A 23321-nucleotide genomic window follows, 5' to 3' on the forward strand; every position below is an offset into this window, starting at 1 on the left:
GTCAACTGTCCCACTGGTCGGCTCCCATCCCCATGCGGTACCCCATCGCCCGGTACCCGCTCTGACGTTTCTCCCATATCCGCAGCAGTGCCGGATGCCCAGTATCGACGAAATCGATGATGCGCACATCGGTCTTGCAGGCGTGCTCTCGATGCAGACGACCGGCGTATTGCTGCAGCGTGCCTTTCCAGGAGACGGGCATCGCCAGCACCAGTGTGTCGAGGGCGGATGGTCAAAGCCTTCGCCGACCAGTTTGCCCGTGGCCAGCAGTACGCGCGGCGCGTCGGGCGGTAAGGCGTCCAGTGCCGTGATCAGCGCTGCACGCTGTTTCTTGGACATCCTGCCGTGCAGCATAAACAGCTCCGGTATTTGTTCTTCCAGTGCAATCCGAATAGCGTCGAGGTGTTCGGTACGCTCGGTCAGCACCAGCACTTTGCGACCCTGCTGAAACGCGTCACGGACTTCGGCGGCAATAGCTTCGGTCCTGACCTGGTCATCGGCCAGATGCCGGAACACATCCTGGATGCCCGCCTCGTGCGGCAAGTCGATCCGTGAGAAACGTGTTCGCGGCAGCACCTCTAAGTCATGGGGTGCACCTGCCGGCTTAGCCGCTGTGTACCGGATCGGCCCGCACTGCATGAAGATGATCGGTTGTTGACCATCGCGGCGAATCGGGGTGCCGTAAGGCCGAGCACGAACCTCGCCTTGGTTCGCTTCAGGATGGCATCGAATGACACGGCGCCAACGTGATGGCACTCGTCCACGATCACCTGCCCGCAGTGCTCAACCAGCGGATTGACCTCGCCCTGCCGGGATACCGACTGCATCACAGCGATATCGATCTTCCCGGTGGGTTTGGCCTTGCCACCACCGATGGTGCCGACCACGCCCTTGCCTACGCCGAGAAAGACTTGCAGGCGCTCTTGCCATTGTTTCAACAACTCGGTGCGGTGCACCAGCACCAGGGTGTTCACGCCCCGGCGAGCGATCAGCGCGGCGGCGGTAACGGTCTTGCCGAATGCTGTTGGCGCACACAGGACCCCGGTGTCGTGATGCAGCATGGCCGAAACGGCAGTTTCCTGGTCAAGGCGCAAGGTGCCAGCAAAGGCCACATTGATGATCTCGCCGCCAAATCGCTCGTCATGCAGATCGCAGGCGATGCTGTTGTCGCGCAGCAAGTCCATTGCCGCATCAAGACAGCCGCGAGGCAGAGCGATGTGTTGGGGAAGTTTTCAGCATTGCCAATGACACGCGGCTTGTCCCACACCGACATGCGCATGGCCTGGGCCTTGTAGAACTCGGGGTTTTGGAAGGCGGCCAGCCGGATCAGGCGATTGGCCAGCGCTTGGGGGAGTTGCGCCTTCTCGAAATAGATCAGGTTCGCCAACGTCACGGTGAGCGATGGCGGCATCGCACCGGATAGTTTCTTGGGCGATGCGCTCTCGCGCTTCCACGGCGTAGCCAGGTCCTCATCGTCGATGAAGGTGACATCCAAGGGATGGACGCCACCGGTGGCACGCAGGATGGTCGGCTCGATGTCGTGAGCAGGCATCGGCCGGATCGCCGCCAGGAAAGCCCACTGGTCAGGGTGCGGGCGCCGATCGGCATCAACGAACACACTGAAGCCGCTCTCCCTGGGCCACTTTTGCAGCGGCAGTGCGATCAAGTTGCCGAAGCCGCCTTTGGGCATCGTGTCCTGGTTGGGGAACAGTCGGTCGTAGGACTCCAGCTTCAGTTGCCGGGTGCGCGTGCAGGTGTGACTGATAATGGCCGTACCCAGTCGCCGGGAATCGCGGGCAGAAACGCGGCTGGCGAAGAATACCCATGCGTGCGCGCCTTGCCCGGAGCGGGAAATTTCCAGCGCAGCCGGCACGCCCAGCTCCTCGCAGGACTGCATGAAAGCACGCGCGTCATCTCTCCAGTCGGCCTCATCGAAATCGACCGCCAGAAAGTAGCAGGTGTCGTCCTCCAGCAGCGGATAGACGCCGACCGTGTGCGCACCGGCCAGATGGTCATAGATCACCGCGTCGGACAGCGGGATCAGCAGTCGCTTGCCGCAGTCACCACACTTGATACGGGGCTTCTCGCACACACCGGCACGCCACTCGTTGGCGCAGGCTGGCGCATAGCCCGACTTGCCCGAGGTTTTGCCTTCCCAGCGAACCGGATACACATCCGTGCGCCCGCGAAACAGTCGCCGGAACAGGGTCACCTTTTCAGTAGTGGACAGCCTGGACGGCTCCGGCGCTGCTACCCTTGGAGCAGGCTGGGACGGCGAAAGGCGCCACTCGATGCCGTGTGATTCAAGCAGCGCGATCAGGCGAGCGTTCTCGGCCTGCACGGCTGCGAGCGTCTCCTGTTCAGCCATCGACTCCGTGCTCGGTCAGCAATACGTCCATGTCATCGCCGACGCCATAACCAAAATCGTGGCTGATGCGCCTCACCTCATCCAGCCGCCTCCAAAGGGCTGGTCGCTGCCCATCGGGCAAAGTCGCGATGATCGTCAGCGCTTGCTCAAACATCAGCACCAGCGCATTGAAATAGCCCTCGTCCTGCAGGCCCACGTCGCTGCTGAAACCGGCCGCTTGCTCGCAATAGAACACCATCAGCTCCGCCAAGCCCTCTGATGGGCCGATGGCCTTCTTGTAGTCCGAAATGGCTTTCTTGGCCTTGGCCACCGAGGTGTCCTGGTTCTTGAATACATCAGGCCACAGCCAGCGGGTTATAGTCGTTTTGTAGGGCTTGAGCACATCGCCGCCGAGTGCGAAGCGCGCGTGCAAGAACGCCTGGTTGTCCTTGTTGGCGGCGTACAGGTCTTGTATAAGCCCGATCAGTCCGGCGCGGTCGAAGTCGGCCAGCTTGGCTTTAACGTCGCTCCAACTCGGGGCGGTTTTCTTGGTGGCCATGGATGTTATTCCCCCTCGTCGCGGGCTGGGCTCCCACCCTCAATCTGTTTGATCGCCCGGTCGAAGTCGCTCTCGCACAAGCGGTCCTGCACGATGCGGTACTTTTCGAACTCGCTCTCGGCATGATCTCGGCGGATACCTTGCTCGCATCTCGTGGACCCCAAAGCGACGCTGTTCCTGCCGCTGCGCGGGAAAAGGACCGGCGCCGGGATCTTTGCCGGCGCCTACGCCAGGGCCGCCGGCATCACCGTCGAAGGCCTCGGCGTTCACGGCCTGCGCGCCACCGCCGCCGCCGCCAATGCCCTCGAGCACGAGGCCGATATCGCCAAGCTCCAGCAGTGGCATGGGTGGTGCCAATATCAGCACCACCCGCCTCTACGACCGCCGCAATACCCGGCCGAATTCAAGGTGCGCTATTAAAGGATGGGGTCAGCTGCCGGCAATCGCTGACTTGCGCGGTCGTCCGCCAAGACGACCATTCTTTTGGGCCGCCACAGTCTTGGCGGCACTCTTTACACTCCCACCGTGCTTACCGAGCTTCGCCGCCATCCACTGCCGGCTTCCCAGGAAACCCTCCAGCAGAGCTGGCAGATAGAGGTCGGCATCCAGCTTCGGAAAGTGCAGGCCAAGGCCTGAAGGGCTGATTTCGATAAGATCCAGATCGGCAGGTTTCGCCCTTTCCAGTCCTTCGGCCGAATGGGGCGGAAACGCAACCTCGATGCCACTGCTCAGCCCGATAACCAGGCGATGAATGCGCTTGTCATAGCGCGCAAAGACGGCAGAAGGCTCCTGCCTCTTGCGTTTTTCGGCCCGTGCATTGGCTTGTTCAAACTCGTCATGGCTGACCATGGATAGCCCCCCACTCGTTGCAGGCGACAAGCAGCGCTTCCGCCAGCTTGGCTTGAATGCCCGCCAGGTCCTTCTGCGAAAAACCGTAGTTCTCGCGCAGTTCAGGCGGACCCTATGGGCAATGCAGGTTGAATACGGCCTCGCAACCATTGCCGATGACATGGAGGTGTGCCGGCCGGTGATCGTTCGGATAAATCACGGCACGCAGGCCGTTGAAGCGTAAGACTGTCGGCATGTTCGCAAGATAGCACAAAACCTAACCGCTTGGGTTTTTCCCGAAAACCGATCGAGGCAGCGTACCGCTTTCAGCTTGAGAGACTGCTCCAGAACACCGCCAGGGGAACCGCCACCCGTTGCTCGTCGAAGCGCACAGGACCGGCACCGGGATCTCCGCCGAGGGTATCCATGCCCTGGTCAGGGCCTATGCCAAGGCGGCCGGCATTAGGGTCGAGGGCCTCGGCGTCCACGGCCTGCGCGCCACCGCCGCCACCAACGCCCTCGAGCACGAGGCCGACATCGCCAAGGTCCAGCAGTGGCTGAGCCACGCCAACATCAGCACCACCCGGCTCTATGACCGCCGGCATCTGCGGGCGGAGGATTCGCCCACCTTCAAGGTCCGCTACTGAGCCCCTCGGCAACGGAAAGGCTCGCGTCCGACACCGGAGCGCGACGTGCACATGGCCTTGCCTGCCGACAGATCGGGGACTGGAAACACTGCCCCCAGGCATACGGACCGTTCAGTGCCGTATCTCGGCACCTACCGCCCCCCTGCAAGAAGACGGCGGCTCAAGCGGCCTTATCAGTCATCTGGACGCGCATGAACTACAAAAATAGACGACAGCAAACCATTAATTTGGACGGAGATGAATCATGCAATTGGACGGATAGCCAAGCCCCTCATTACACTTCGGCCTGTTGATCGATCACCTCCGACAGGTAGCCCCGTGACGACCGTACACCACCCGCGTTATCTGCAGCAGCAGGTGCTGGATGCCTTGGCCGATACCCCCGTAGTGTGCATCCTCGGGCCGCGCCAGGTCGGCAAGACCACGCTCGCACGTCGGCTGCAGCCGGATCGAACCTACATCTCCTTTGACGATGCCACCCTGCTCGCTGCCGCCCGCGACGATCCGATGGGTTTTGTGGCCGGCCTGCCGGCCGCCATGATTCTTGATGAAGTGCAGCGCGTTCCCGAGCTGCTGCCAGCGATCAAACTGTCCGTAGACCATGATCGCCGCCCAGGTCGCTTCATTCTGACCGGCTCGGCCAACCTGCTGCTGCTACCGGGCGTACAGGAGTCACTGGCCGGCCGGATGGAGGTGATCTACCTCAATCCACTTTCCGAGCAGGAAAAACACCACAGCACCTATTCGCTGCTGGAAGCCATGATTTCCGGGCCGCTCAAGCCGGCGATCACCGGCATTCAGCCACCGGTCGCCGGCGTCGCCGAAGCCGTGGTACGCGGCGGTTATCCCGAGCCCAACACCCGCACCGAGCCGCGCGCCCAGCAGTGGTATCGCCAGTACCTGAACGCCATCATTCAGCGTGATGTCCGGGATATCGCCAACCTCCGCGACTCCGACGAGTTGCTACGCCTGCTCAAGCTGATCGCTCTGCGCACCGGTAACCTGGTCAACATCAGTAACCTGATGCAGGACGTCGGCCTGCAGCGCGACACCATAGGCCGCTACCTGTCGGTACTGGAGCGCCTTTTCCTGATCCGAACGCTGCCCGCCTGGCACCGCAACGCCGCCAAGCGCCTGATCAAGGCGCCCAAGATCCACATCGTCGACTCGGGACTGGGATGCGCCCTCACGGGGCTCAAAACAGCCGACTGGCATCAACCGACCAAGCCTTTTGGCGGCATGCTGGAAAGCTTCGTCGTACAACAGCTGATCTGCCAGTCGGGCTGGGTCGACAACGAACTCCGCTTCTCTCATTACCGGGATAAAGACCAGATCGAAGTGGATCTGGTCATCGAGCAGGATGACCGCCTCTGGGGCGTGGAGGTCAAGAAGGCCGCCTCCCTCCAGGCCCGGGACGGCCGGGGACTGGCGCGACTTGCCGAGCAGGCCGGCGACAGCTGGCAGGGCGGAATGCTGCTCTACACCGGCACCAACACGCTGCCGCTGGCCGAAATACCCAATGCCTTTGCCGTTCCCATGGATCGGCTGTGGCAGAGGGATTCCGTTCCATCAGACCGCCAACGTTCCCCATAGACAGTTCGCGCGGGTCGGGGCCTACGCCCGGGCAGCCGGCATCGCGGTCGAAGGCCTCGGCGTCCGCCGCCTGCGGGCTACTGCCGCCACTAACGCCCTGAAACACGAGGCCGACATCGCCAAGGTCCAGTGCCAACATCAACACCACCCGGTTCTATGACCGCCACCACCTGCAGGCGGAGGATTCGCCCATCTTCAAGGCCCGCTACTGAGCAGAGCCGCGTACTGGCCCTGGTCGGGAGCCACCTCGACCGGACGTCAGACGTGAGACCCGCACGACAAGGGCCCCAGGCCGTTTGTCTTCCTCGGAGCTCTTCGGCTCAGGTTTCCACCCGACAGGCTCGCCCTCGATGGGCGATTGTTTCGGAATGCCGAGACGATCCCAGTCCCGCGCCTCGGCTGCGGCGGTGAAGCTTCTGCCGTCCATCCCGGCGCCGAACTGGCGCAGGTTACCGATGGGGCTAATTGTCTCTTCTGAGTGGACGATATTGCGCTTTTCAGCCTCTTAATCGAATCGTGAGGAGACACTAGTCTGTGCTCATGGTGCTGAACAAGGCGCCCCTACCTACCCGGAGACACGGACATGACCCTTTCGACCTCGACCGCCACCCACACCGCCAGCGCCTTCGCCGGCCGCGCCCTGCTGAGCTCGCTGTTCATCGTCAGCGGCCTGGGCAAGGCCGCCGCCCCGGCCGCCACCCTCGGCTACATCGGCAGCACCGGTATGCCCTTCCCCACCCTGGCCCTGGCGGCCGCGCTGCTGATCGAGCTGGGCTTCGCCGCGGCGCTGCTAGTCGGCTACCGCACCCGCTTCGTCGCCACCGTGATGGCCGGCTTCACCCTGGCGACGGCCCTGGCCTTCCATAACCAGCTGGGCGACCAGAACCAGCTCATCCACTTCCTGAAGAACCTGGCGATCGCCGGGGGCCTGCTGCAGGTGGCGGTCTTCGGCGCCGGCGCCCTGAGCCTGGATGCCTACCGCATCCGCCGCACCCGCACCGCCCACGCCTGACACTTCCCGCCCGGCTCCGGCCGGGCCGTCCCGACCGAGGAATCCGCCATGTACACCCACGAACTGCGCCGCTCCAGCGAGCGCGGCCAGGCCGACCACGGCTGGCTGCAATCCCGCCACAGCTTTTCCTTCGCCGCCTACCACGACCCCGAGCAGGTCGGCTTCTCCGACCTGCGGGTGATCAACGACGACCGCGTCGCCGCCGGCCAGGGCTTCGGCCGCCATCCGCACCGGGACATGGAGATCCTCTCCTACGTGCTCGACGGCGCCCTCGAGCACCAGGACAGCCTGGGCAACGGCTCAGTGATCCGCCCGGGCGACATCCAGCTGATGAGCGCCGGCACCGGCATCGCCCACAGCGAGTACAACGCCTCGCCCCGCGAGCCGGTGCACTTCCTGCAGATCTGGATCGTCCCGGCCGTCAAGGGCGTGACGCCGGGCTATCAACAGCAGCGCTTCGCCGCCGAGGACAAGCGCGGCCGGCTGCAGCTGATCCTCTCGCCGGACGGCGAGCAGGGCTCGCTGCGTCTCCACCAGGACGCCCGGGTCTACGCCGGGCTGTTCGACGGCGCGGAGCGGGCTGCTCTGGAACTCGGCGGGCAGCGCCACGCCTACGTGCACCTGGCGCGCGGTACGCTGAGCGTCAACGGCCAGCGTCTGGAGGCGGGCGACGGCCTGCGCATTCGCCATGCCGAGCGCCTGGAATTCGCCGACGGCGAACGGGCCGAGGTGCTGGTCTTCGATCTGCGCCCCAACGAACGCCCGCGCATGCCCTGAACAAGTACCCACGGTGGCCCCTGCGGGGCAGCGCCGGGTATGCCCCGGAACGGCCACCCATCGCTCACTGGCGCTCTTGAAGGAGTTCTCATGAAAGCACTGCAATTTTCCCGAACCGGCGATCTGTCTGCGCTGCGTTATCTCGACCTGCCGACGCCGCTCCCTGCCGCCGGCGAGGTGCTGGTGGAGGTCAGAGCCAGCGGACTGAATCCGAGCGACGTGAAGAACGTGCTCGGACGTTTCCCCTACACTACCCTGCCGCGGATTCCCGGCCGGGACTTTGCCGGCGTCGTGGTGCAAGGCCCGCCGTCCCTGCTGGACAAAGCGGTGTGGGGGACCGGCAAGGAGCTGGGCTTCTATAACGACGGTACCCATGCTGCCTACGTGAAGCTGCCCGCCGACGGCGTGGCGCTCAAGCCTGCGTCCCTGAGCTTCAGCCAGGCCGCCAGCCTCGGTGTGCCCTATACCACCGCCTGGGATGCCCTGGAGCGTAGCGGCGTGGGCCGTGGCACGCGGCTATTGGTGATCGGCGCCGGCGCGGTGGGCCGTGCGGCCCTGGCCCTGGCCAGGGTACGGGGCGCGCACGTGCTGGGCGCAGCACGCCGCGAGGAACAGCGACGGGCTCTGCAGACCCAGGGGTTTGAGGCGCTGCTGCTGACCAGTCCGGAAGCCCTGCCCAGCCAGGTCGAACAGGTGTTCGAGGGCGGCGCGCAGGTGATCTTCGATACCACCGGCTTTTGGCTCGCCGCCGCGGTTCCGGCGCTGGCGACCTTCGGACGTATCGCGATTATCGCGGCGCCGGTCGACGGCCAGGTGCAGTTGCCCGCGCTGGACCTGTATCGCCGCGGCGGCTCGGTGGTGGGCATCAACTCGCTGCTCTACGGCTGCGCCGAATGCGCACGGATGCTGGAGCGCTTTGGCCGGCATTTCGACGACGGCACCCTGCCCGCTCCGGAGGGGTTGATCGAGTCCCCCCTCGCCGAGGGTCCGGCGCGTTACGCCGACCTCCACGAAGGGCGCAGCGAGAAGGTGATCCTGATTCCTTGAGCCAGAACCGGTTGGCGTTCGTCGCCGGACCTGCGAGGCGCTTCGCGGGCCCGGCGCAGGCGTTTGCCGACCGGAGCGTAAAGGCCTTGGTCGATGCTGAACGCTGATCGGTTCAATGCCCAGCGCCCGTGCATGCAGGAAGACGGGGCCGATCCCATGGATGTCCTCACCGCTCACACCAGCCACCTTGAACTGTGTCCCTTCCGGCTGACATGCGCCTCACATCAGCAACGCTCGGGAGGCGACCTGAACGATAAAAAGCCCCCGGCCGACAGGCAGCGGCAGCGGGGCACACAACGGCAGCAGCAACTGGCGTCCTGCCAGTTACAGCGGCGGGGACCCTAACACCCTTTCGCCGCTTCGTTTATCGCACACCGACCGAGCGGTCGCGCCAGGGGGATGGGCGAATGTGTCCGGCTGGATTACACCTCAACCGGACGTCAGGCGTGACCAGCCAGCAGCGTCAGGTTAGGGCTCATTTTGATGTTTCCTGACGCAACTGCATCTGGAGCTATGGTCTCAACCTGACGGTTCGAGGCTAAGCGTACGATTTTTTCCGTTTTCTGCGACGACCCCAGATTCAGCGTCTTGCTCAGTAGACTTGGCTCGGACCAGATGTACCGCAAGCCTTAACCGGACCTGCTGTTTTCTGCTCGACTAGAGCCTGTTATTAACCCGTTCGTTTCTTGATCAGCCGGGTGCTGCCAAGGCCTTGAGAGCAGTCGGCAACATCAGGCAAACAAAGGCTATGAAGTGAAAGCCCGCCAGCGTCGAGGCCAGGCGCTCGTAATCCCGACTCAGTCTTCGAAAGCGGGCCATCCAGCCGAAGCTGCGCTCGACCACCCAGCGCCGAGGCAGCAGGATGAAGCCCTTCTTCGCTTCCGTGTGCTTGATCACTTCCAGCTGGATGCCATGCGCCTCTGCCTGTCGGGCCGCCGACTCGCCGCTGTAGCCCTGGTCGGCGAAGGCAACCTCCACCGCCTCACCGGTCACCCGCTGCACCTGCTCGGCGAGGGCGGCCACCTGGGCGCGGTCCTGTTCGTTGGCGGGCGTCACCCGCAGGGCGAGCAACTGCCCCAGCGTATCCACGGCCATATGCACCTTCGAGCCCTTGCGGCGTTTGGCCCCGTCATAGCCGGCCCGTGCGCCGCTTTCCGGCGTCGACTGCAGGGTGCGGCTGTCGAGGATCACGGCGCTGGGCTGAGCCTTGCGCTTGTCCGCCAGCCGGATCAACTCGCGCACATCATGCAGCAGTTCCTCGAAGACGCCGGCCTCGATCCAGCGTCGGGTCTGCTGATACACCACCTGCCACGGCGGCAGATCATGCGGCATCTGCCGCCAGAGCAGGCCGCCGCGGACGATGTAGCGCAGGGCATTGAAGACCTCGCGCAGGCTGTGGACGCGATGGGCGGAGGATTCGGGCATCAGCGCCAGATAGGGCGCCACGAAGGCCCACTCCTCATCGCTGACATCGGTGGGGTAGGGTTTTCGGGTTGTCGTCTGCATAACTGCAAACGATAACCAAAGCAGTGGTTAATAACAGGCTCTAGCCATGGGTCTGTCTACGCGCGTGAAGTGGTCAGTAGCCCCGCTCTACCTCGAACCCCACCACACTGCGACTCTCGCGGCTGAACTCCACGCCGATCAGGGGGATCGGTTCGCCGCGCGCACGATACTTTTCGGCATAACCGCGCTCGCGGATCTGCTGCAGTGCCTTGCCTTCGGGCACCAGCTCCACCACCTTGAACTCGAACAAGTAGACTTGGCCGTTGAACAGCACTGCCATGTCGATGCGCCCGTGGCTGGTTGCATCTTCCAGGCGCACATCCAGCCCTAGCGCAGCGAAATGGCTGTAGAACACGCTGGCGTAGTAGCCCTCGTACTGGGCAATGGGATTATTGCGGTACCAGTCGTGAGGGATGCCAGCGAAGAAGGCGGTGAACAGCGCCTGCAATCCGCTGAAGTCATTGGCCAGCAGCAGACGGTAGAGCGACATGCGCTGACGAGTGACCGGCTGCCCCTGCGGTGTCCAGGCGTTCAGCAGGCTGGCGTGCAAACTCTGGAACACCTCGCGATTTGGATAGCGCAGGCGGTAGAACCAGTTGCCATCGAGGTTATCTCTTCGTCGATGGTCAGATACCCCGCCTGAAACATCAGCGCCTCGGTGGCGATGTTGTCCACTTCGAAGGTCGACAACAGCTCGGCATCGGTTTCCAGCTGCCCCAGCTCCGGCAGCCAGGCCTGGCGCCGGGTAAGCAGATCGATTAGGAAGGTTGGCGTGCCCGTCTCGAACCAGTACGGACGAAACTCGCGCTTCTGGAATAGCAATAGCAGATCGAACGGGTTGTACACGGACGTGCCCGCCCAGTTATAACCGTTGTACCACTGGCGAATCTCGTTACGATCCAGCCCAGGCAGCTCCGGTGCGAACACCGTATCGACGTCCTCGTCGGTATAGCCGCAGATCGCCGAGTAGCGCCCGTCCAGAGTGATGTCGTTGAGGTTGTTGAGCCCGGAGAACAAACTGACCTTGCTGAACTTCGACACTCCAGTGAGCATGGCGAAGCGGATGTGGGCATCATGTCCCTTGATCACCGAGTAGAGATTGCGCAGCCCGTTGCGTACTTCGCGGGCCATGTCAGGTCGAGTTAGGCTGTCAAGAATCGGCTTGTCGTACTCGTCGATCAGTACTACCACCCGCTCACCATGCCTCTCTGCCGCCAGCCGAATCAATTCGCCAAAGCGTCCGGCGATGCTGGTGTGCTCACCACGGACATCCAGTACCCGCTCGTTGTCGGCCAGGATTTCACCAATGCGCTCATCCAAGGCTTGGCGATCATCCAGCACTCCATCAGCAAAGCTGATGCGAATCACCGGATAACGCCGGCTCCAGTCCCACTGACCATGCGCCGCCAACCCGCGAAACAGCGTCTCATTGCCGGCGAACAGCTCGGCCAGGGTGTCGATGAATAGGCTCTTGCCAAAACGTCGCGGTCGCGACAGGAAGTAGTACTTGCCTTCCTCGATCAACTGCAGCGCAAATGCGGTCTTGTCGACGTAGTAGCAGCCATCCTCGCGGATCTCACGAAAGGTCTGAATACCGATGGGCAGCTTCTTGCGAGACATGGTGGGAAACTTTGAGGAGGATGCGGCGATTGTAGCCTATGGAAGCGGGCGAAACTCCGTTCGCTTCACAGGCGAACTGGGTATATCCCGCCCTTAGCACATTGATCGCGCCGACCAGATCGGCGTTGTCCTCGAAACCACATTCCACACACGCAGACCTGGCTTGCGTCTGCCGGCTGTCCGCGACACATGCTTGCAGGCTGGACAAATCCGGCTCGTGTTCTGCGGCGGCACGACGATGAGCCAGCCGCCGTTCCATGTCAGCTTGTAGTCCAACTGGCGGCGGAACTCGAACCAGCCCTGGTCGAGAATGGCCTTGTTCAGGCCGGATTTGGCCCTGACCTGCTTTCCCGGCTGCTCGGCGCTGCCCTTGGCTGACCAGGACATATTCCCCACCTGTAAGTCCTCGATGCGCACCATCGCGTGGTTTGGCTGATCGTGGTCGAGGTCTTGTGCAGGTAGTCGCGGCGGGCGTTGCCAATTCGAGAATGAATGCACTGGACGCGGGCTTTCGCCTTCTTCCAGTTATGGCTGAACCTGGTCTTGCCGCTCACCGCCTGTTGCGCCTTGCGCAAGGTTGTCTCGTACCGCTTGAAGCTGTTGAGCGGGGCATGGAACGTGCCATTCCACTGGGTCAACCTGCCAACAACATGACAGTACTCCCTTGATCGTTGCAGAACTTGCCGGTATGCCCAATCACCCAACTGGCAACTCGAGCACCACACGCCCACGATCAGGACCGCTTTCCAGATAGCGATTTGCTGCAACGAACTCCTCGAAGGCGAAAACCCGGTCGATGGGCGGCCACAGCAATCCCTGTGTAGTCAGCTCGTCGATCTGCTGCAATGCTGTCCGGACGGCCTCACGGTCAGGCTCTATGCCCAGCTCCGGATGGCCGGTGAAATCCAGGATGCAGTGGCGGAAGAACTGCAGGTGCTTCTGGAAGGCTGCGCAGGCCGGGAAGCTCGCATCGTTGCCACCATTGAGCCCATAGAGAATCAGTTTGCCGCGCAGCGCGGCCAGATCACCGAGCAGCTTCATCTGCGGCCCGCCACACTGATCCAGCACCACCTCGACACCCGTACCACACGTATGGCGCTGCACTTCCATCACCAGATCCTGCTCCTCGGTGACGATGACCTTATCGGCCCCCATCCGGCGGATGAACTCCCGGCTCGCTGACTGACTGGTGGCGGCGATCACCTCGGCACCAAGGGCCTTGGCCAGTTGCACTGCCTGTGGCGCCAGGCAGTGTCCGGCCTCGGTGACCAGCAGCCTTTGGCCGGGGCGCAGCCGGGCCAGGCCGACCAAGGCGAAGTAGGCATAGAGGTAAGGTGTGTAGTGCACCGCTGCCTCTCGTGCCGAGAGTACCTCGGGATAGACCGTCAGGCTGGTGCGGGGCATCAGTACCAAGTCGCCACAGGCCGGATAACGGTTCGGCGAGTGTGCCGGGAAACTGGCGACCGGCATGCCCAGCGCAAGATCGACAACGCCCTCGCCCATTGCCGCCACGCGCCCGGCCAGTTCATAACCCAGGCCGGCCGGCAGTCGCGCCCGTTCCGGAGCGAGGTTCTGCCGCCACAGCACGTCCTGCCAGCCAAGGCCCAACGCCTCCACCTGCACCAGCACTTCGCCCGGTCCCGGCCGTGGGGTCGGCAACTCCTCCAGACGCAGCACGTCGGCATCGCCGAACGCGTGGAAACGGATCATGCGGGACATCGCCTACCTCATCTCGAAGTCATCACTCCCGACTCTAGCCGGGCTGGCCAGGCAACTCCACCTACCCCGCCTTGATAGTCGACATGCACGCCGCTGATTCACAGCCTTCCCGTGCCGGCGGGCCCCACCCTTGACGTGTAGCGGTCCGGCCTGCACCTTTGCCCCAGCCAACGGACAAAACGATTGACTGCTCCCCCTCCTGAAGGAAGGGGATTCCCAATTCACCGAGAACCGGACAGCGGTACTTGACCAATGCCACTTACATTCTCTCCAAGGGCTAACACCGCCAGCCCAGCGGCTTTAATGTTGATCGCGGCATTCACGTCGCGGTCGTGTTCGGCTCCACACCCCGGGCAGATCCAGGAGCGAACCTGCAGAGGCAGTCGCTCAAGGATATGCCCGCAACACGAGCAACGCTTTGAGCTGGGATACCAGCGGTCGATGCCGACCACCTGCCTTCCAGCCCAGCCACCCTTGTATTCCAGCTGGCGAGCGAACTCGCCCCAACCGGCATCGGCGATGGCTTTGCTCAGCTTCGGGTTGCGGATCAGGTTCTTCACGGCGAGGGATTCGACGCAGACCACTTGGTTCTCGTTGATCAGTCTGCGGGACAGCTTGTGCAAGCGGTCCATGCGGCAATCGGAGATTCTGGCGTGAATACGGGCCACCTTCAGCCGGGCCTTGGCGCGGTTCTTCGAGCCGAGCTTCTTCCTGCTCAGCCGACGCTGCGCCAGGGCCAACCGGGTGGCGTATCTGGCCGTATGGCGGGGATTGCCGATGCGTTCGCCCTCGCTGGTGACGAACAGGTCTTTCAGGCCCAGGTCGATGCCGATCATCTGCGGCGTGACGGGCAAGGCCTCAGGTTCGAACTTGCACAGGCAGGACACGAAGTACCGGCCTGCAGAGTCTTTGGAAACGGTGACGGTGGACGGCTCGCCAGGCAGCGGCCGGCTCCAGCGGATATCCAGCGGCGTCCTGGACTTGGCCAGGTACAGCTTGCCGTCCCGGTAGCTGAACGCCGACCGGGTGAACTCGGCGGACTGGCGATGCTTCTTGCTTTTGAATGCCGGGTACTTCGTGCGGCCCGCAAAGAAGTTCCTGAACGCAGTCTGCTGATGGCGAAGGCATTGCTGCAGCGGGACGCACGACACCTCGTTCAGCCATGGCAACTCGCCGGAGCGCTTGAGCCTGGTGAGTTCCGCATTGGCTTCCAGATACCCGACCTTCTCCTGCCGCTGGAAGAATGCATCGGTTCGCCAGCGCAGGACATGGTTATAGACAAAGCGCGTACAGCCGAACGTCTGAGCCAGCAATTGCGCCTGCTCGGGTGTCGGGTAGAAACGGTATTTGTACGCACGGTGCATGCATCACATGTTGCCATCCGCAATGTGAAGATGGCCACACCGAAACGGAGGAAGCGGGAACAGGGGCGCTCTGCGAGCGCCGTGCTATCCCTCCCCGGACTAGAAGTCCGGGGTTTCCCGTGCAAAATCAGATGAACCGTAATGATCTGCGTCGCCTCGATCTGAACCTGTTGATCGTCTTCGAGACGCTGATGCACGAGCGCAGTGTGACCCGCACGGCGGAGAAGCTTTTTCTCGGCCAACCGGCGATCAGTGCAGCCCTGGCCCGCCTGCGCAACTTGTTCGACGATCCGCTCTTCGTCCGTACCGGCCGCAACATGGAGCCGACCACCCGGGCCGTGGAAATCTTCGCCCTGCTCTCCCCTGCTCTCGACTCGATCTCCACTGCCGTCAGCCGGGCGGCCGACTTCGCTCCGGCGACCAGTACGACCGTGTTCCGCATCGGCCTCTCCGATGATGTGGAGTTCGCCTTGCTGCCACCGCTATTGCGCCGCCTGCGCGCCGAGGCACCTAGCATCACTCTGGTGGTGCGCCGTGCCAACTACCTGCTGATGCCGCAGTTACTGGCTTCGGGCGAGATCTCGGTGGGTGTCGGCTACACGGAGGCGCTGCCGGCCAATGCCAAACGTCGAGTGCTGCGCCGGAGCATGCCGCGCTTGCTGCGGGCCGATGCCATCCCCGGTGCGCTGAGCCTGGATGACTACTGCGCGCGGCCCCATGCGCTGGTGTCCTTCGCCGGCGACCTTTGCGGTTTCATCGACGACGAGTTGGCCAAACTGGGCCGTACGCGCCGCGTGGTGCTGGCCGTTCCCCAGTTCAACGGTCTGGGCACTCTGCTCGCCGGCACCGACATCGTCGCCAGTGTGCCTGACTACACCGCCGCAGCCCTGACCGCTGTCGGCGGTCTGCGTGCCGAGGCGCTGCCCCTGGCGACGCCCGCCTTCGAGTTGCACATGGTCTGGCGGGGCGCTCAGGATAACGACCCGGCCGAGCGCTGGCTGCGCTCGCGCATCCAGATGTTCTGCGGCGATCCGGACAGCCTGGCCCAGACAGACCCGCCCTATCACTCCGACTGATAATCAACTTCGCGACATTCGATTCGTCGCCGCCGGACACGCGTCCCAGACTCCGCACACTCATACATACGACCGGCGGAATCATACATGGAACCGTTCCCATCCCGGCCTTGGCATCTCGCTCTGGCCATCATCACTCTCTTGGCCTTGAACGCTTGCCGTAAAGCCCCGGAAACTGCTCTGTCGGCGCCACCTGTCAAGGTCAGCGTCGCGGAGGTCATCGAACAGCCGATCAACGAATGGGACGAGCTCTCGGGGCGCCTCGAGGCGCCGGAGTCGGTGGCGGTTCGCCCGCGGGTATCCGGTTACATTGACCGGGTAGCCTTCACCGAAGGTGGTTTGGTGAAGAAAGGCGAACTGCTGTTCCAGATTGACCCGCGTCCCTTCGAAGCTGAGGTCAAGCGTCTGGAAGCCGAACTGCAGCAGGCCCGTACCACCCTTGCCCGCGCTGCTAAGGAGGCCCAGCGCGGCGAGCGCCTTCGTGCCAGCAAGGCCATCTCCACCGAGCTGGCCGATGCTCGAGCCAGCGCCGCCCAAGAGGCTCGCGCGGCGCTCGCCGCGATCCAGGCACAGTTGGACAACGCTCGTCTGGACCTCGGCTTCACCCGGGTCGTCGCGCCTATCGACGGCCGCGTCGGTCGCGCCGAGATCACCGTCGGCAACCTGGTCAACGCCGGGCAGGCCCTGCTGACCACGGTGGTATCCACTGACCGTATCTACGCTTATTTCGATGCCGATGAGCGCATCTTTCTCAAATACGCCGAGCGAGCTCGGCGCAACGGCGACGATGCTCGCGCCGCCGCACCGGTGTACCTTGGCCTGACCGGCGAGAGTGGTCACCCGTACCTGGGCCGGTTGGACTTTCTCGACAACCAGGTCAATCCGCGCACTGGTACTATCCGCGGCCGTGCGGTGTTCGAGAATGCCGATGGCCGCTTCACGCCCGGTCTGTATGCACGCATCCGACTGGTCGGCAGCGACACCTACGCCGCCGCCCTGATCCAGGACACTGCGATCGGCACCGATCTGGGCAAGAAATTCGTCTTGGTCCTCGGCGAGGACAACACCCTGAGCTACCGTGCTGTCGAGCTGGGGCCGAAGCTGGAAGGCCTGCGTATCGTCCGCCATGGCCTGGCCAAAGGCGAGCGGATCGTGGTCAACGGCCTGCAGCGCGCCCTGCCCGGCGTCACCGTGGAAGCGCAGGACGTACCCATGGCCGATGCCGATACCTTGGCAGCCCTGGACCGCCAGCGCCAGGCGGTAGAGGGCGATGCCGCATCCCGTGTGGCAAGTCGAACGATTGCAGTCAAGGACGGACGCCCATGAACTTCTCGCAATTCTTCATCCACCGGCCGATCTTCGCCGCCGTGCTCTCGCTGCTGACCCTGATCGGCGGCGCCATTGCACTGTTCCAGTTACCGATCAGCGAATACCCGGAAGTGGTGCCGCCCACTGTGGTGGTGCGCGCCAACTTCCCGGGCGCCAACCCCAAGGTGATCGGCGAAACGGTCGCCTCGCCGCTGGAGCAGGCCATCGTCGGCGTCGAGGGAATGCTCTACATGTCGTCCCAGGCAACCTCCGACGGCAAGCTGACCCTGACCATCACTTTCGCTCTAGGCACCGATCTGGACAACGCTCAAGTGCAGGTGCAGAACCGCGTGACCCGCACCATGCCGACCCTACCCACCGAGGTGCAGCGCCTCGGCGTGACCGTCGACAAGGCCTCGCCGGACCTGACCATGGTGGTTCACCTGACTTCGCCGGACGAACGCTACGACATGCTCTACCTGTCCAACTACGCCGCGCTCAACGTCAAGGACGAGCTGGCGCGCCTTGATGGTGTGGGCGACGTGCAACTGTTCGGCCTCGGCAACTACTCCCTACGCGTCTGGCTCGACCCGCACCGGGTGGCCTCGCGCGGCCTCACCGCCATGGATGTGGTCAACGCCATCCGCGAGCAGAACCGCCAGGTCGCCGCCGGCTCCCTCGGCGCACCGCCTGCACCGGGCGATACCGGCTTCCAACTGTCGATCAACACCCAGGGCCGCTTGGTCAGTGAGGAGGAGTTCGAAAACATCATTGTCAGTACGGGTGAAGATGGTGAGATTACCCGCCTGAAGGACATCGCCCGCATCGAGCTGGGCTCCAGCCAGTACGCCCTGCGCTCGCAACTGAACAACCGGCCGGCCGTGGCCATGCCGGTCTTCCAGCGACCCGGCTCCAATGCCATCGAAATTTCCGATGCGGTGCGTGCGCGCATGGCCGAGCTGAAGCAGAGCTTTCCGCAGGGCGTCGACTACTCCATCGTCTACGACCCGACCGTGTTCGTACGCGGCTCCATCGAGGCGGTAGTGCATACTCTGTTCGAGGCGATCGTCCTGGTGGTGCTGGTGGTGATCCTGTTCCTACAGACTTGGCGCGCCTCGATCATTCCTCTGGCGGCGGTGCCGGTGTCGCTGATCGGCACCTTCGCAGTGATGCACCTGTTCGGCTTCTCGCTCAACGCCCTGTCGCTGTTCGGCCTGGTGCTGGCCATCGGCATCGTGGTGGACGATGCGATCGTGGTGGTGGAGAACGTCGAGCGCAACATTGCCCTCGGCAAGCCTCCTCTGGAGGCGACCCGCCAGGCCATGCAGGAGGTGACCGGCCCCATCATCGCCACTGCTTTGGTGCTTTGTGCGGTGTTCGTGCCGACGGCATTCATCTCTGGCCTGACCGGGCAGTTCTACCAGCAGTTCGCCCTGACCATCGCCATTTCTACAGTAATCTCGGCATTCAACTCGCTGACCCTGTCGCCAGCCCTGGCCGCCGTGCTGCTCAAGGACCACCACGCGCCCAAGGATCGCTTCTCCCACGTGCTCGACAAACTGCTCGGCGGCTGGCTGTTCGGCCCCTTCAACCGCCTGTTCGAGCGTGCTAGTCACGGCTATGTCGGTACCGTGCGCCACGTGCTGCGAGGCAGTGCCATCGCCCTGCTGGTCTACGGCGGACTGATGGGCCTGACTTGGCTGGGTTTTTCCAGTACCCCGACAGGCTTCGTACCGCCGCAGGATAAGCAGTACCTGGTTGCCTTCGCCCAGTTACCGGACGCCGCCACCCTCGACCGTACAGATGCGGTGATCCAGCGTATGTCGGAGATCGCCGGCCGGCATCCGGGGGTGGCCGACACCGTGGCCTTCCCCGGCCTATCGATCAATGGCTTCACCAACAGTCCGAACAGCGGCATCGTCTTCACTCCCCTCAAATCCTTTGAGGAACGCAAGGATCCGTCGCTGTCGGCGGATGCCATCGCTGACGAGCTGAATCGCCAGTTCGCCGAAATCCAGGACGCCTACATCGCTATCTTCCCGCCGCCGCCGGTGCAGGGCCTCGGCACCATTGGCGGCTTCCGTGTGCAGATCCAGGACCGTGGCGGCCTCGGCTACGAGGAGCTGTATCGGCAGGTACAGAACGTGATCGCCAAGAGCCGCACGGTGCCAGAGCTGGCCGGCCTGTTCACCAGCTACCAGGTGAACGTGCCGCAGGTCGACGCCGACATTGACCGGGAAAAGGCCAAGACCCATGGCGTGGCCATCAGCGATATTTTCGACACCTTGCAGGTGTATCTGGGTTCGCTGTACGCCAACGACTTCAACCGCTTTGGCCGCACCTATCAAGTCAATGTCCAGGCCGAGCAGCAGTTTCGCCTGGAGCCGGCACAGATCGGCCAGCTCAAGGTGCGCAATAACCGTGGCGAGATGGTGCCGCTGTCGACCTTCGTCAGAATCGAAGGCAGCGCCGGTCCCGATAGAGTGATGCACTACAACGGCTTCCTCACCGCCGAGATCAACGGCGCCGCCGCCCCCGGCTATAGCTCCGGCCAAGCCGAGGCTGCGATGGAGCGGCTGCTGCGCGAGGAATTGCCGGGCGGCATGACGTTCGAGTGGACCGAGTTGACCTACCAGCAGATCCTTGCCGGCAATACCGCCATCTTCGTCTTCCCGCTCTGCGTGCTGCTGGCGTTCCTGGTACTGGCCGCCCAGTACGAGAGCTGGGGCCTGCCGCTGGCGGTGATCCTGATCGTGCCCATGACCCTCCTGTCGGCCATTGTCGGAGTCAAGATCGCGGGCGGAGACAACAACGTCTTTACCCAGATCGGCCTGATCGTGCTGGTAGGGCTGGCCTGCAAGAACGCCATCCTCATCGTCGAATTTGCCAAGGACCAGCAGGCGGAGGGCCGGGACCGTATCGCTGCCGTACTGGAGGCTTGCCGCCTGCGTCTGCGGCCAATCCTGATGACCTCCATCGCCTTCATCATGGGCGTAGTGCCGCTGGTGCTGTCCTCCGGGGCCGGTGCCGAGATGCGCCATGCCATGGGGGTGGCAGTGTTCTCCGGGATGATCGGAGTGACGCTCTTCGGCCTGCTGTTGACCCCGGTATTCTTTGTGTTAGTACGGGCTTTTGTCGAACGACGCGAGACTCGGGGGAGCCGGCAGACACTTGTAGCGCGGGAGTGAAACTATAGCGCGCCGTCAGTCTGGAGTCCGATTCTCAATCACAATCCAAGAAAGTCCCCGCCCAATCGGGCGGGGAGGAAGGCGGGGGTGTGCATGGCATGCCTGAGGGGCGTAAAGGTTGATGAAAACCGTTAAGTTAAGCCTGTGTCCGCGAGTGCTGGACAAGATCACTGTCGGCCCGCGCAGAGTTCCTGCTCGGCTGTGCGCTGTCCGGTCTGGTGAGCGCCGCCGCGCTAGTGCAGTTTCATAGATGTAGTTGTGTAAAATGCGGCGTCGGGCGATGCTATGGCCCATGAAAGCACCTTTATTCATTCGCCCTTTGAGTGCCTAGGAACGGCAGGCCCTGCAAGCGGGTCTGCGCGCTCGTGAGGCCTTCACGCTGCGACGCTGCCAGATGCTGCTGGCCAGCGCCGACGGCAAGACCGCCACGGAAATTGCCGCCCTGTTCGGCTGCGCCACGCAAACCGTACGCAACACCCTGCGGGTCTTTGCCGCCGAGGGGTTGTCTTGCCTGACGGAGAAGTCGCATCGGCCCAAACGTGTCCATCCCTTGCTTGCGGGCACGCAGGCTGAGCGCTTGCGCACCTTGTTGCACCGCAGCCCTCGCAGTTTCGGCAAACCCACCCGCTTGTGGACCTTGAGCCTGGCTGCCGAAGTGGCCTTCGAGCAGGGGCTGACCGAACGGCAACTGAGCCATGAGTCGATCCGCCAGGCGCTGATGCGCCTGGGCGTGGGCTGGAAGCGGGCCAAGACCTGGATCACCAGTCCGGATCCCCACTATGCGCTCAAAAAAAGCGACGCGACTGGCTGATCGAACTGGCCACAACGCACCCGGACTGGGTGCTGGGTTTTCAGGACGAGGTCTGGTGGAGTCGTTTTGCGCGTCCGTCCCTGAAGGCCTGGAGGCGCTGGTCCGGCCCTGCGCCTGCAGCAGTTGCCGGCGGATCCGCAGGATGCCGAACCCAAGGCGCTGAGCTGCTATGGCCTGCTGCGCGCCGACACGGGGCAGATGCTGCTGCGCTTCGTCAAGGGCCGCCCGGTCAGCCAGGTGACCGAGGACTTCCTGGCGTGGGTCTGCGGGCTCCTAGCGAGCGAGGGGAAGAAGGCGCTGATGATGATCTGGGACAATGCCAGCTGGCATGTCAGCCACCGGGTGCGGGCCTGGATCGGGGCGCACAACCGCCGGGCCAGGGCCGAGGGAGGCGTACGGATCGTAACCTGCCGCCTGCCGAGCAAGAGCCCCTGGCTGAACCGGATCGAGCCCAGTTGGGTGCATGGCAAGCGGGCGATCCATGAACCCGAACGCCCATTGACGATCGCCGAGGTGATGGAGCGAGTCTGCACCTATTACGGTTGTGAACAGCTCCCACCGCTTGAACAGGATGTTGGTTGAAACGGCACTAGGGAGGGATGTCGATGCTGGAATATCACGGACATATCGCATCACTGGATGCGGCTAAGGCCGCCGTTCATGCTATGGGCGAGCCCGAGCTTTTAACGCTCTGGCCAAGACGACGGACGCCCTAGACCAACACCCCGCCATCGCCCAACTAGTGTGGTGAATCACAACTACTCAGGATAAGTCTTGTCTACCAGCGGAGCTGGCAGAGTTTTTTCGGAGGGCATGCGATGAAAACAGGCCGCCCAGCCGTTCGGATCGAACTGACCGAACAAGAGCATGCCGAACTCACCCGCCGCCGAGCCAGGCACAAGGGGCCTGCCGATATGCAGCTGCGCGCCGAGATCATTCTGTCCTGCGCTCGAGGCGAGTCCGGCTCTTCCATTGCTCGACGGCTTGGCATTACGGCGCAAACCGTTTCGAGGTGGCGCCTTCGCTTCGCCCGTTTGGGCCTGCAAGGCCTCAATGACGAGCCGCGCTCAGGCCGCCCACGCAGCATCAGTGATGAAAAGGTCCAGGAAGTGGTCGACCGGGTGCGGCAGACCAGGCCGACGATGCCAGTCATTGGAGCTCGCGCCGGATGAGCAAGGCCACCCATATTTCACCGGCGAGCGTACAGCGTATCTGGCGAGCCTTCGGGCTCAAGCCCCACCTGGAGCACACCTTCAAGCTGTCCACCGATCCTGCCTTTGTCGACAAAGTGCAGGATATCGTCGGGCTCTATCTAAATCCCCCTGATAAAGCGCTGGTACTGTGTGTCGATGAAAAAAGCCAGATCCAGGCGCTCAATCGAACACAGCCGGGGCTGCCGTTGGAGCCTGGGTATCCGGCGACCCGTACCCATGATTATCAGCGCCATGGCACGACGTCCTTGTTTGCCGCCCTGGATGTGGCCACCGGCGAGGTGATCGGACGCCTCAAGCGCCGTCATCGCAGCGCAGAATTCCTGGAGTTTCTCAGGGCCATCGAGGAAACGGTCGAGAGCGACAAGGCCATCCACCTGATCATGGATAACTATGCCGTGCACAAGACTGACAAGGTGCGCGCCTGGCTTGTCGCGCACCCGCGTTATCACGTGCATTTCACCCCGACGTCTGCGTCATGGCTGAATCGGGTGGAGCGCTTTTTCTCGATGCTCACCCAGAAGTGGATAAAGCGCCAGGCCCATACCAGCGTGAAGGATCTCGAGCAGTCCATCGAGTATTACCTGGCGACCTACAACCAGAATCCAAGGCCCTTCCGCTGGAGTAAGGGAGCAGGTGAAATCCTGGCCTCTGTCGGCAGGGCTGCTCGAGCCTTGCAAAGAAATAGTGAAGCGAACTTGTGATTCA

General features: G+C 63.2%; 14 protein-coding genes and 7 pseudogenes. 13 read left to right on the forward strand and 8 right to left on the reverse strand.

Annotation, left to right across the window (positions count from 1 at the left end):
- Nucleotide 1: 1 nt before the first annotated feature.
- Nucleotides 2-2368: pseudogene (locus Atro_RS22405) on the reverse strand (TOTE conflict system archaeo-eukaryotic primase domain-containing protein).
- On the reverse strand, nucleotides 2361-2906 hold the full coding sequence (locus tag Atro_RS22410) for a hypothetical protein (RefSeq protein WP_497927942.1): 546 nt from the start codon (nucleotides 2904-2906) through the stop codon (nucleotides 2361-2363). Before Atro_RS22410 ends, Atro_RS22405 begins: the two are co-directional and overlap by 8 nt.
- 147 nt (nucleotides 2907-3053) lie before the next feature.
- Between Atro_RS22410 and Atro_RS22415 the strand changes: the two are divergent.
- Nucleotides 3054-3327: pseudogene (locus Atro_RS22415) on the forward strand (tyrosine-type recombinase/integrase); the annotation flags it as partial.
- Between the two features lie 8 nt (nucleotides 3328-3335).
- Here the strand turns inward: Atro_RS22415 and Atro_RS22420 are convergent.
- Nucleotides 3336-3755, reverse strand: coding sequence for a DUF2442 domain-containing protein (locus tag Atro_RS22420; protein ID WP_497927943.1), 420 nt, complete (start codon nucleotides 3753-3755; stop codon nucleotides 3336-3338).
- A gap of 374 nt (nucleotides 3756-4129) precedes the next feature.
- Between Atro_RS22420 and Atro_RS22425 the strand changes: the two are divergent.
- The 6 genes and pseudogenes from Atro_RS22425 to Atro_RS22450 all read left to right on the forward strand — a co-directional run.
- A pseudogene (locus Atro_RS22425) lies at nucleotides 4130-4381 on the forward strand (tyrosine-type recombinase/integrase); the annotation flags it as partial.
- 318 nt (nucleotides 4382-4699) lie between these two features.
- Nucleotides 4700-5974: an ATP-binding protein gene (locus Atro_RS22430; protein ID WP_497928017.1), complete on the forward strand. Its 1275-nt coding sequence runs from the start codon at nucleotides 4700-4702 to the stop codon at nucleotides 5972-5974.
- A gap of 13 nt (nucleotides 5975-5987) precedes the next feature.
- A pseudogene (locus tag Atro_RS22435) lies at nucleotides 5988-6186 on the forward strand (tyrosine-type recombinase/integrase); the annotation flags it as partial.
- A 371-nt stretch (nucleotides 6187-6557) separates the two neighbouring features.
- Nucleotides 6558-6986, forward strand: a complete 429-nt coding sequence (locus Atro_RS22440) for a DoxX family protein (protein ID WP_497927944.1) — start codon at nucleotides 6558-6560, stop codon at nucleotides 6984-6986.
- Between the two features lie 48 nt (nucleotides 6987-7034).
- Nucleotides 7035-7763, forward strand: coding sequence for a pirin family protein (locus Atro_RS22445; RefSeq protein WP_497927945.1), 729 nt, complete (start codon nucleotides 7035-7037; stop codon nucleotides 7761-7763).
- A 90-nt stretch (nucleotides 7764-7853) separates the two neighbouring features.
- Nucleotides 7854-8810, forward strand: coding sequence for a quinone oxidoreductase family protein (locus tag Atro_RS22450; protein ID WP_497927946.1), 957 nt, complete (start codon nucleotides 7854-7856; stop codon nucleotides 8808-8810).
- A 690-nt stretch (nucleotides 8811-9500) separates the two neighbouring features.
- Here the strand turns inward: Atro_RS22450 and Atro_RS22455 are convergent.
- The 5 genes and pseudogenes from Atro_RS22455 to Atro_RS22475 form a co-directional block, all read right to left on the reverse strand.
- Nucleotides 9501-10316 carry an IS5 family transposase gene (locus tag Atro_RS22455; RefSeq protein WP_497927947.1) on the reverse strand — a complete coding sequence of 272 codons (816 nt, stop codon included), beginning with the start codon at nucleotides 10314-10316 and terminating at the stop codon, nucleotides 9501-9503.
- 73 nt (nucleotides 10317-10389) lie between these two features.
- Nucleotides 10390-11936, reverse strand: a pseudogene (locus Atro_RS22460) (ATP-binding protein).
- A pseudogene (locus Atro_RS22465) lies at nucleotides 11893-12562 on the reverse strand (RNA-guided endonuclease InsQ/TnpB family protein); the annotation flags it as partial. The pseudogenes Atro_RS22465 and Atro_RS22460, both read right to left, overlap by 44 nt.
- Nucleotides 12563-12632: 70 nt before the next feature.
- Entirely contained in the window at nucleotides 12633-13655 is a 1023-nt protein-coding gene (locus Atro_RS22470; RefSeq protein ID WP_497927948.1) for a zinc-dependent alcohol dehydrogenase family protein, read from the reverse strand.
- A 221-nt stretch (nucleotides 13656-13876) separates the two neighbouring features.
- Entirely contained in the window at nucleotides 13877-15019 is a 1143-nt protein-coding gene (locus Atro_RS22475; RefSeq protein WP_497927949.1) for an RNA-guided endonuclease InsQ/TnpB family protein, read from the reverse strand.
- 131 nt (nucleotides 15020-15150) lie between these two features.
- On the opposite strand from Atro_RS22475, the gene Atro_RS22480 reads away from it, so the two are divergent.
- From Atro_RS22480 to Atro_RS22505, 6 genes and pseudogenes are all read left to right on the forward strand, one after another.
- Nucleotides 15151-16095, forward strand: a complete 945-nt coding sequence (locus tag Atro_RS22480; protein ID WP_497927950.1) for a LysR family transcriptional regulator — start codon at nucleotides 15151-15153, stop codon at nucleotides 16093-16095.
- 87 nt (nucleotides 16096-16182) lie between these two features.
- A complete protein-coding gene (locus Atro_RS22485) occupies nucleotides 16183-17421 on the forward strand; it encodes an efflux RND transporter periplasmic adaptor subunit (RefSeq protein ID WP_497927951.1) in 1239 nt (412 codons plus the stop codon).
- Nucleotides 17418-20591, forward strand: a complete 3174-nt coding sequence (locus Atro_RS22490) for an efflux RND transporter permease subunit (protein WP_497927952.1) — start codon at nucleotides 17418-17420, stop codon at nucleotides 20589-20591. Before Atro_RS22485 ends, Atro_RS22490 begins: the two co-directional genes overlap by 4 nt.
- 394 nt (nucleotides 20592-20985) lie before the next feature.
- A complete protein-coding gene (locus Atro_RS22495; RefSeq protein WP_497927953.1) occupies nucleotides 20986-21402 on the forward strand; it encodes a helix-turn-helix domain-containing protein in 417 nt (138 codons plus the stop codon).
- A gap of 123 nt (nucleotides 21403-21525) precedes the next feature.
- On the forward strand, nucleotides 21526-21984 hold the full coding sequence (locus Atro_RS22500) for a transposase (RefSeq protein WP_497927954.1): 459 nt from the start codon (nucleotides 21526-21528) through the stop codon (nucleotides 21982-21984).
- A gap of 236 nt (nucleotides 21985-22220) precedes the next feature.
- Nucleotides 22221-23317, forward strand: a pseudogene (locus Atro_RS22505) (IS630 family transposase).
- Nucleotides 23318-23321: the final 4 nt, after the last annotated feature.

Source organism: Azotobacter tropicalis, assembly GCF_059739045.1.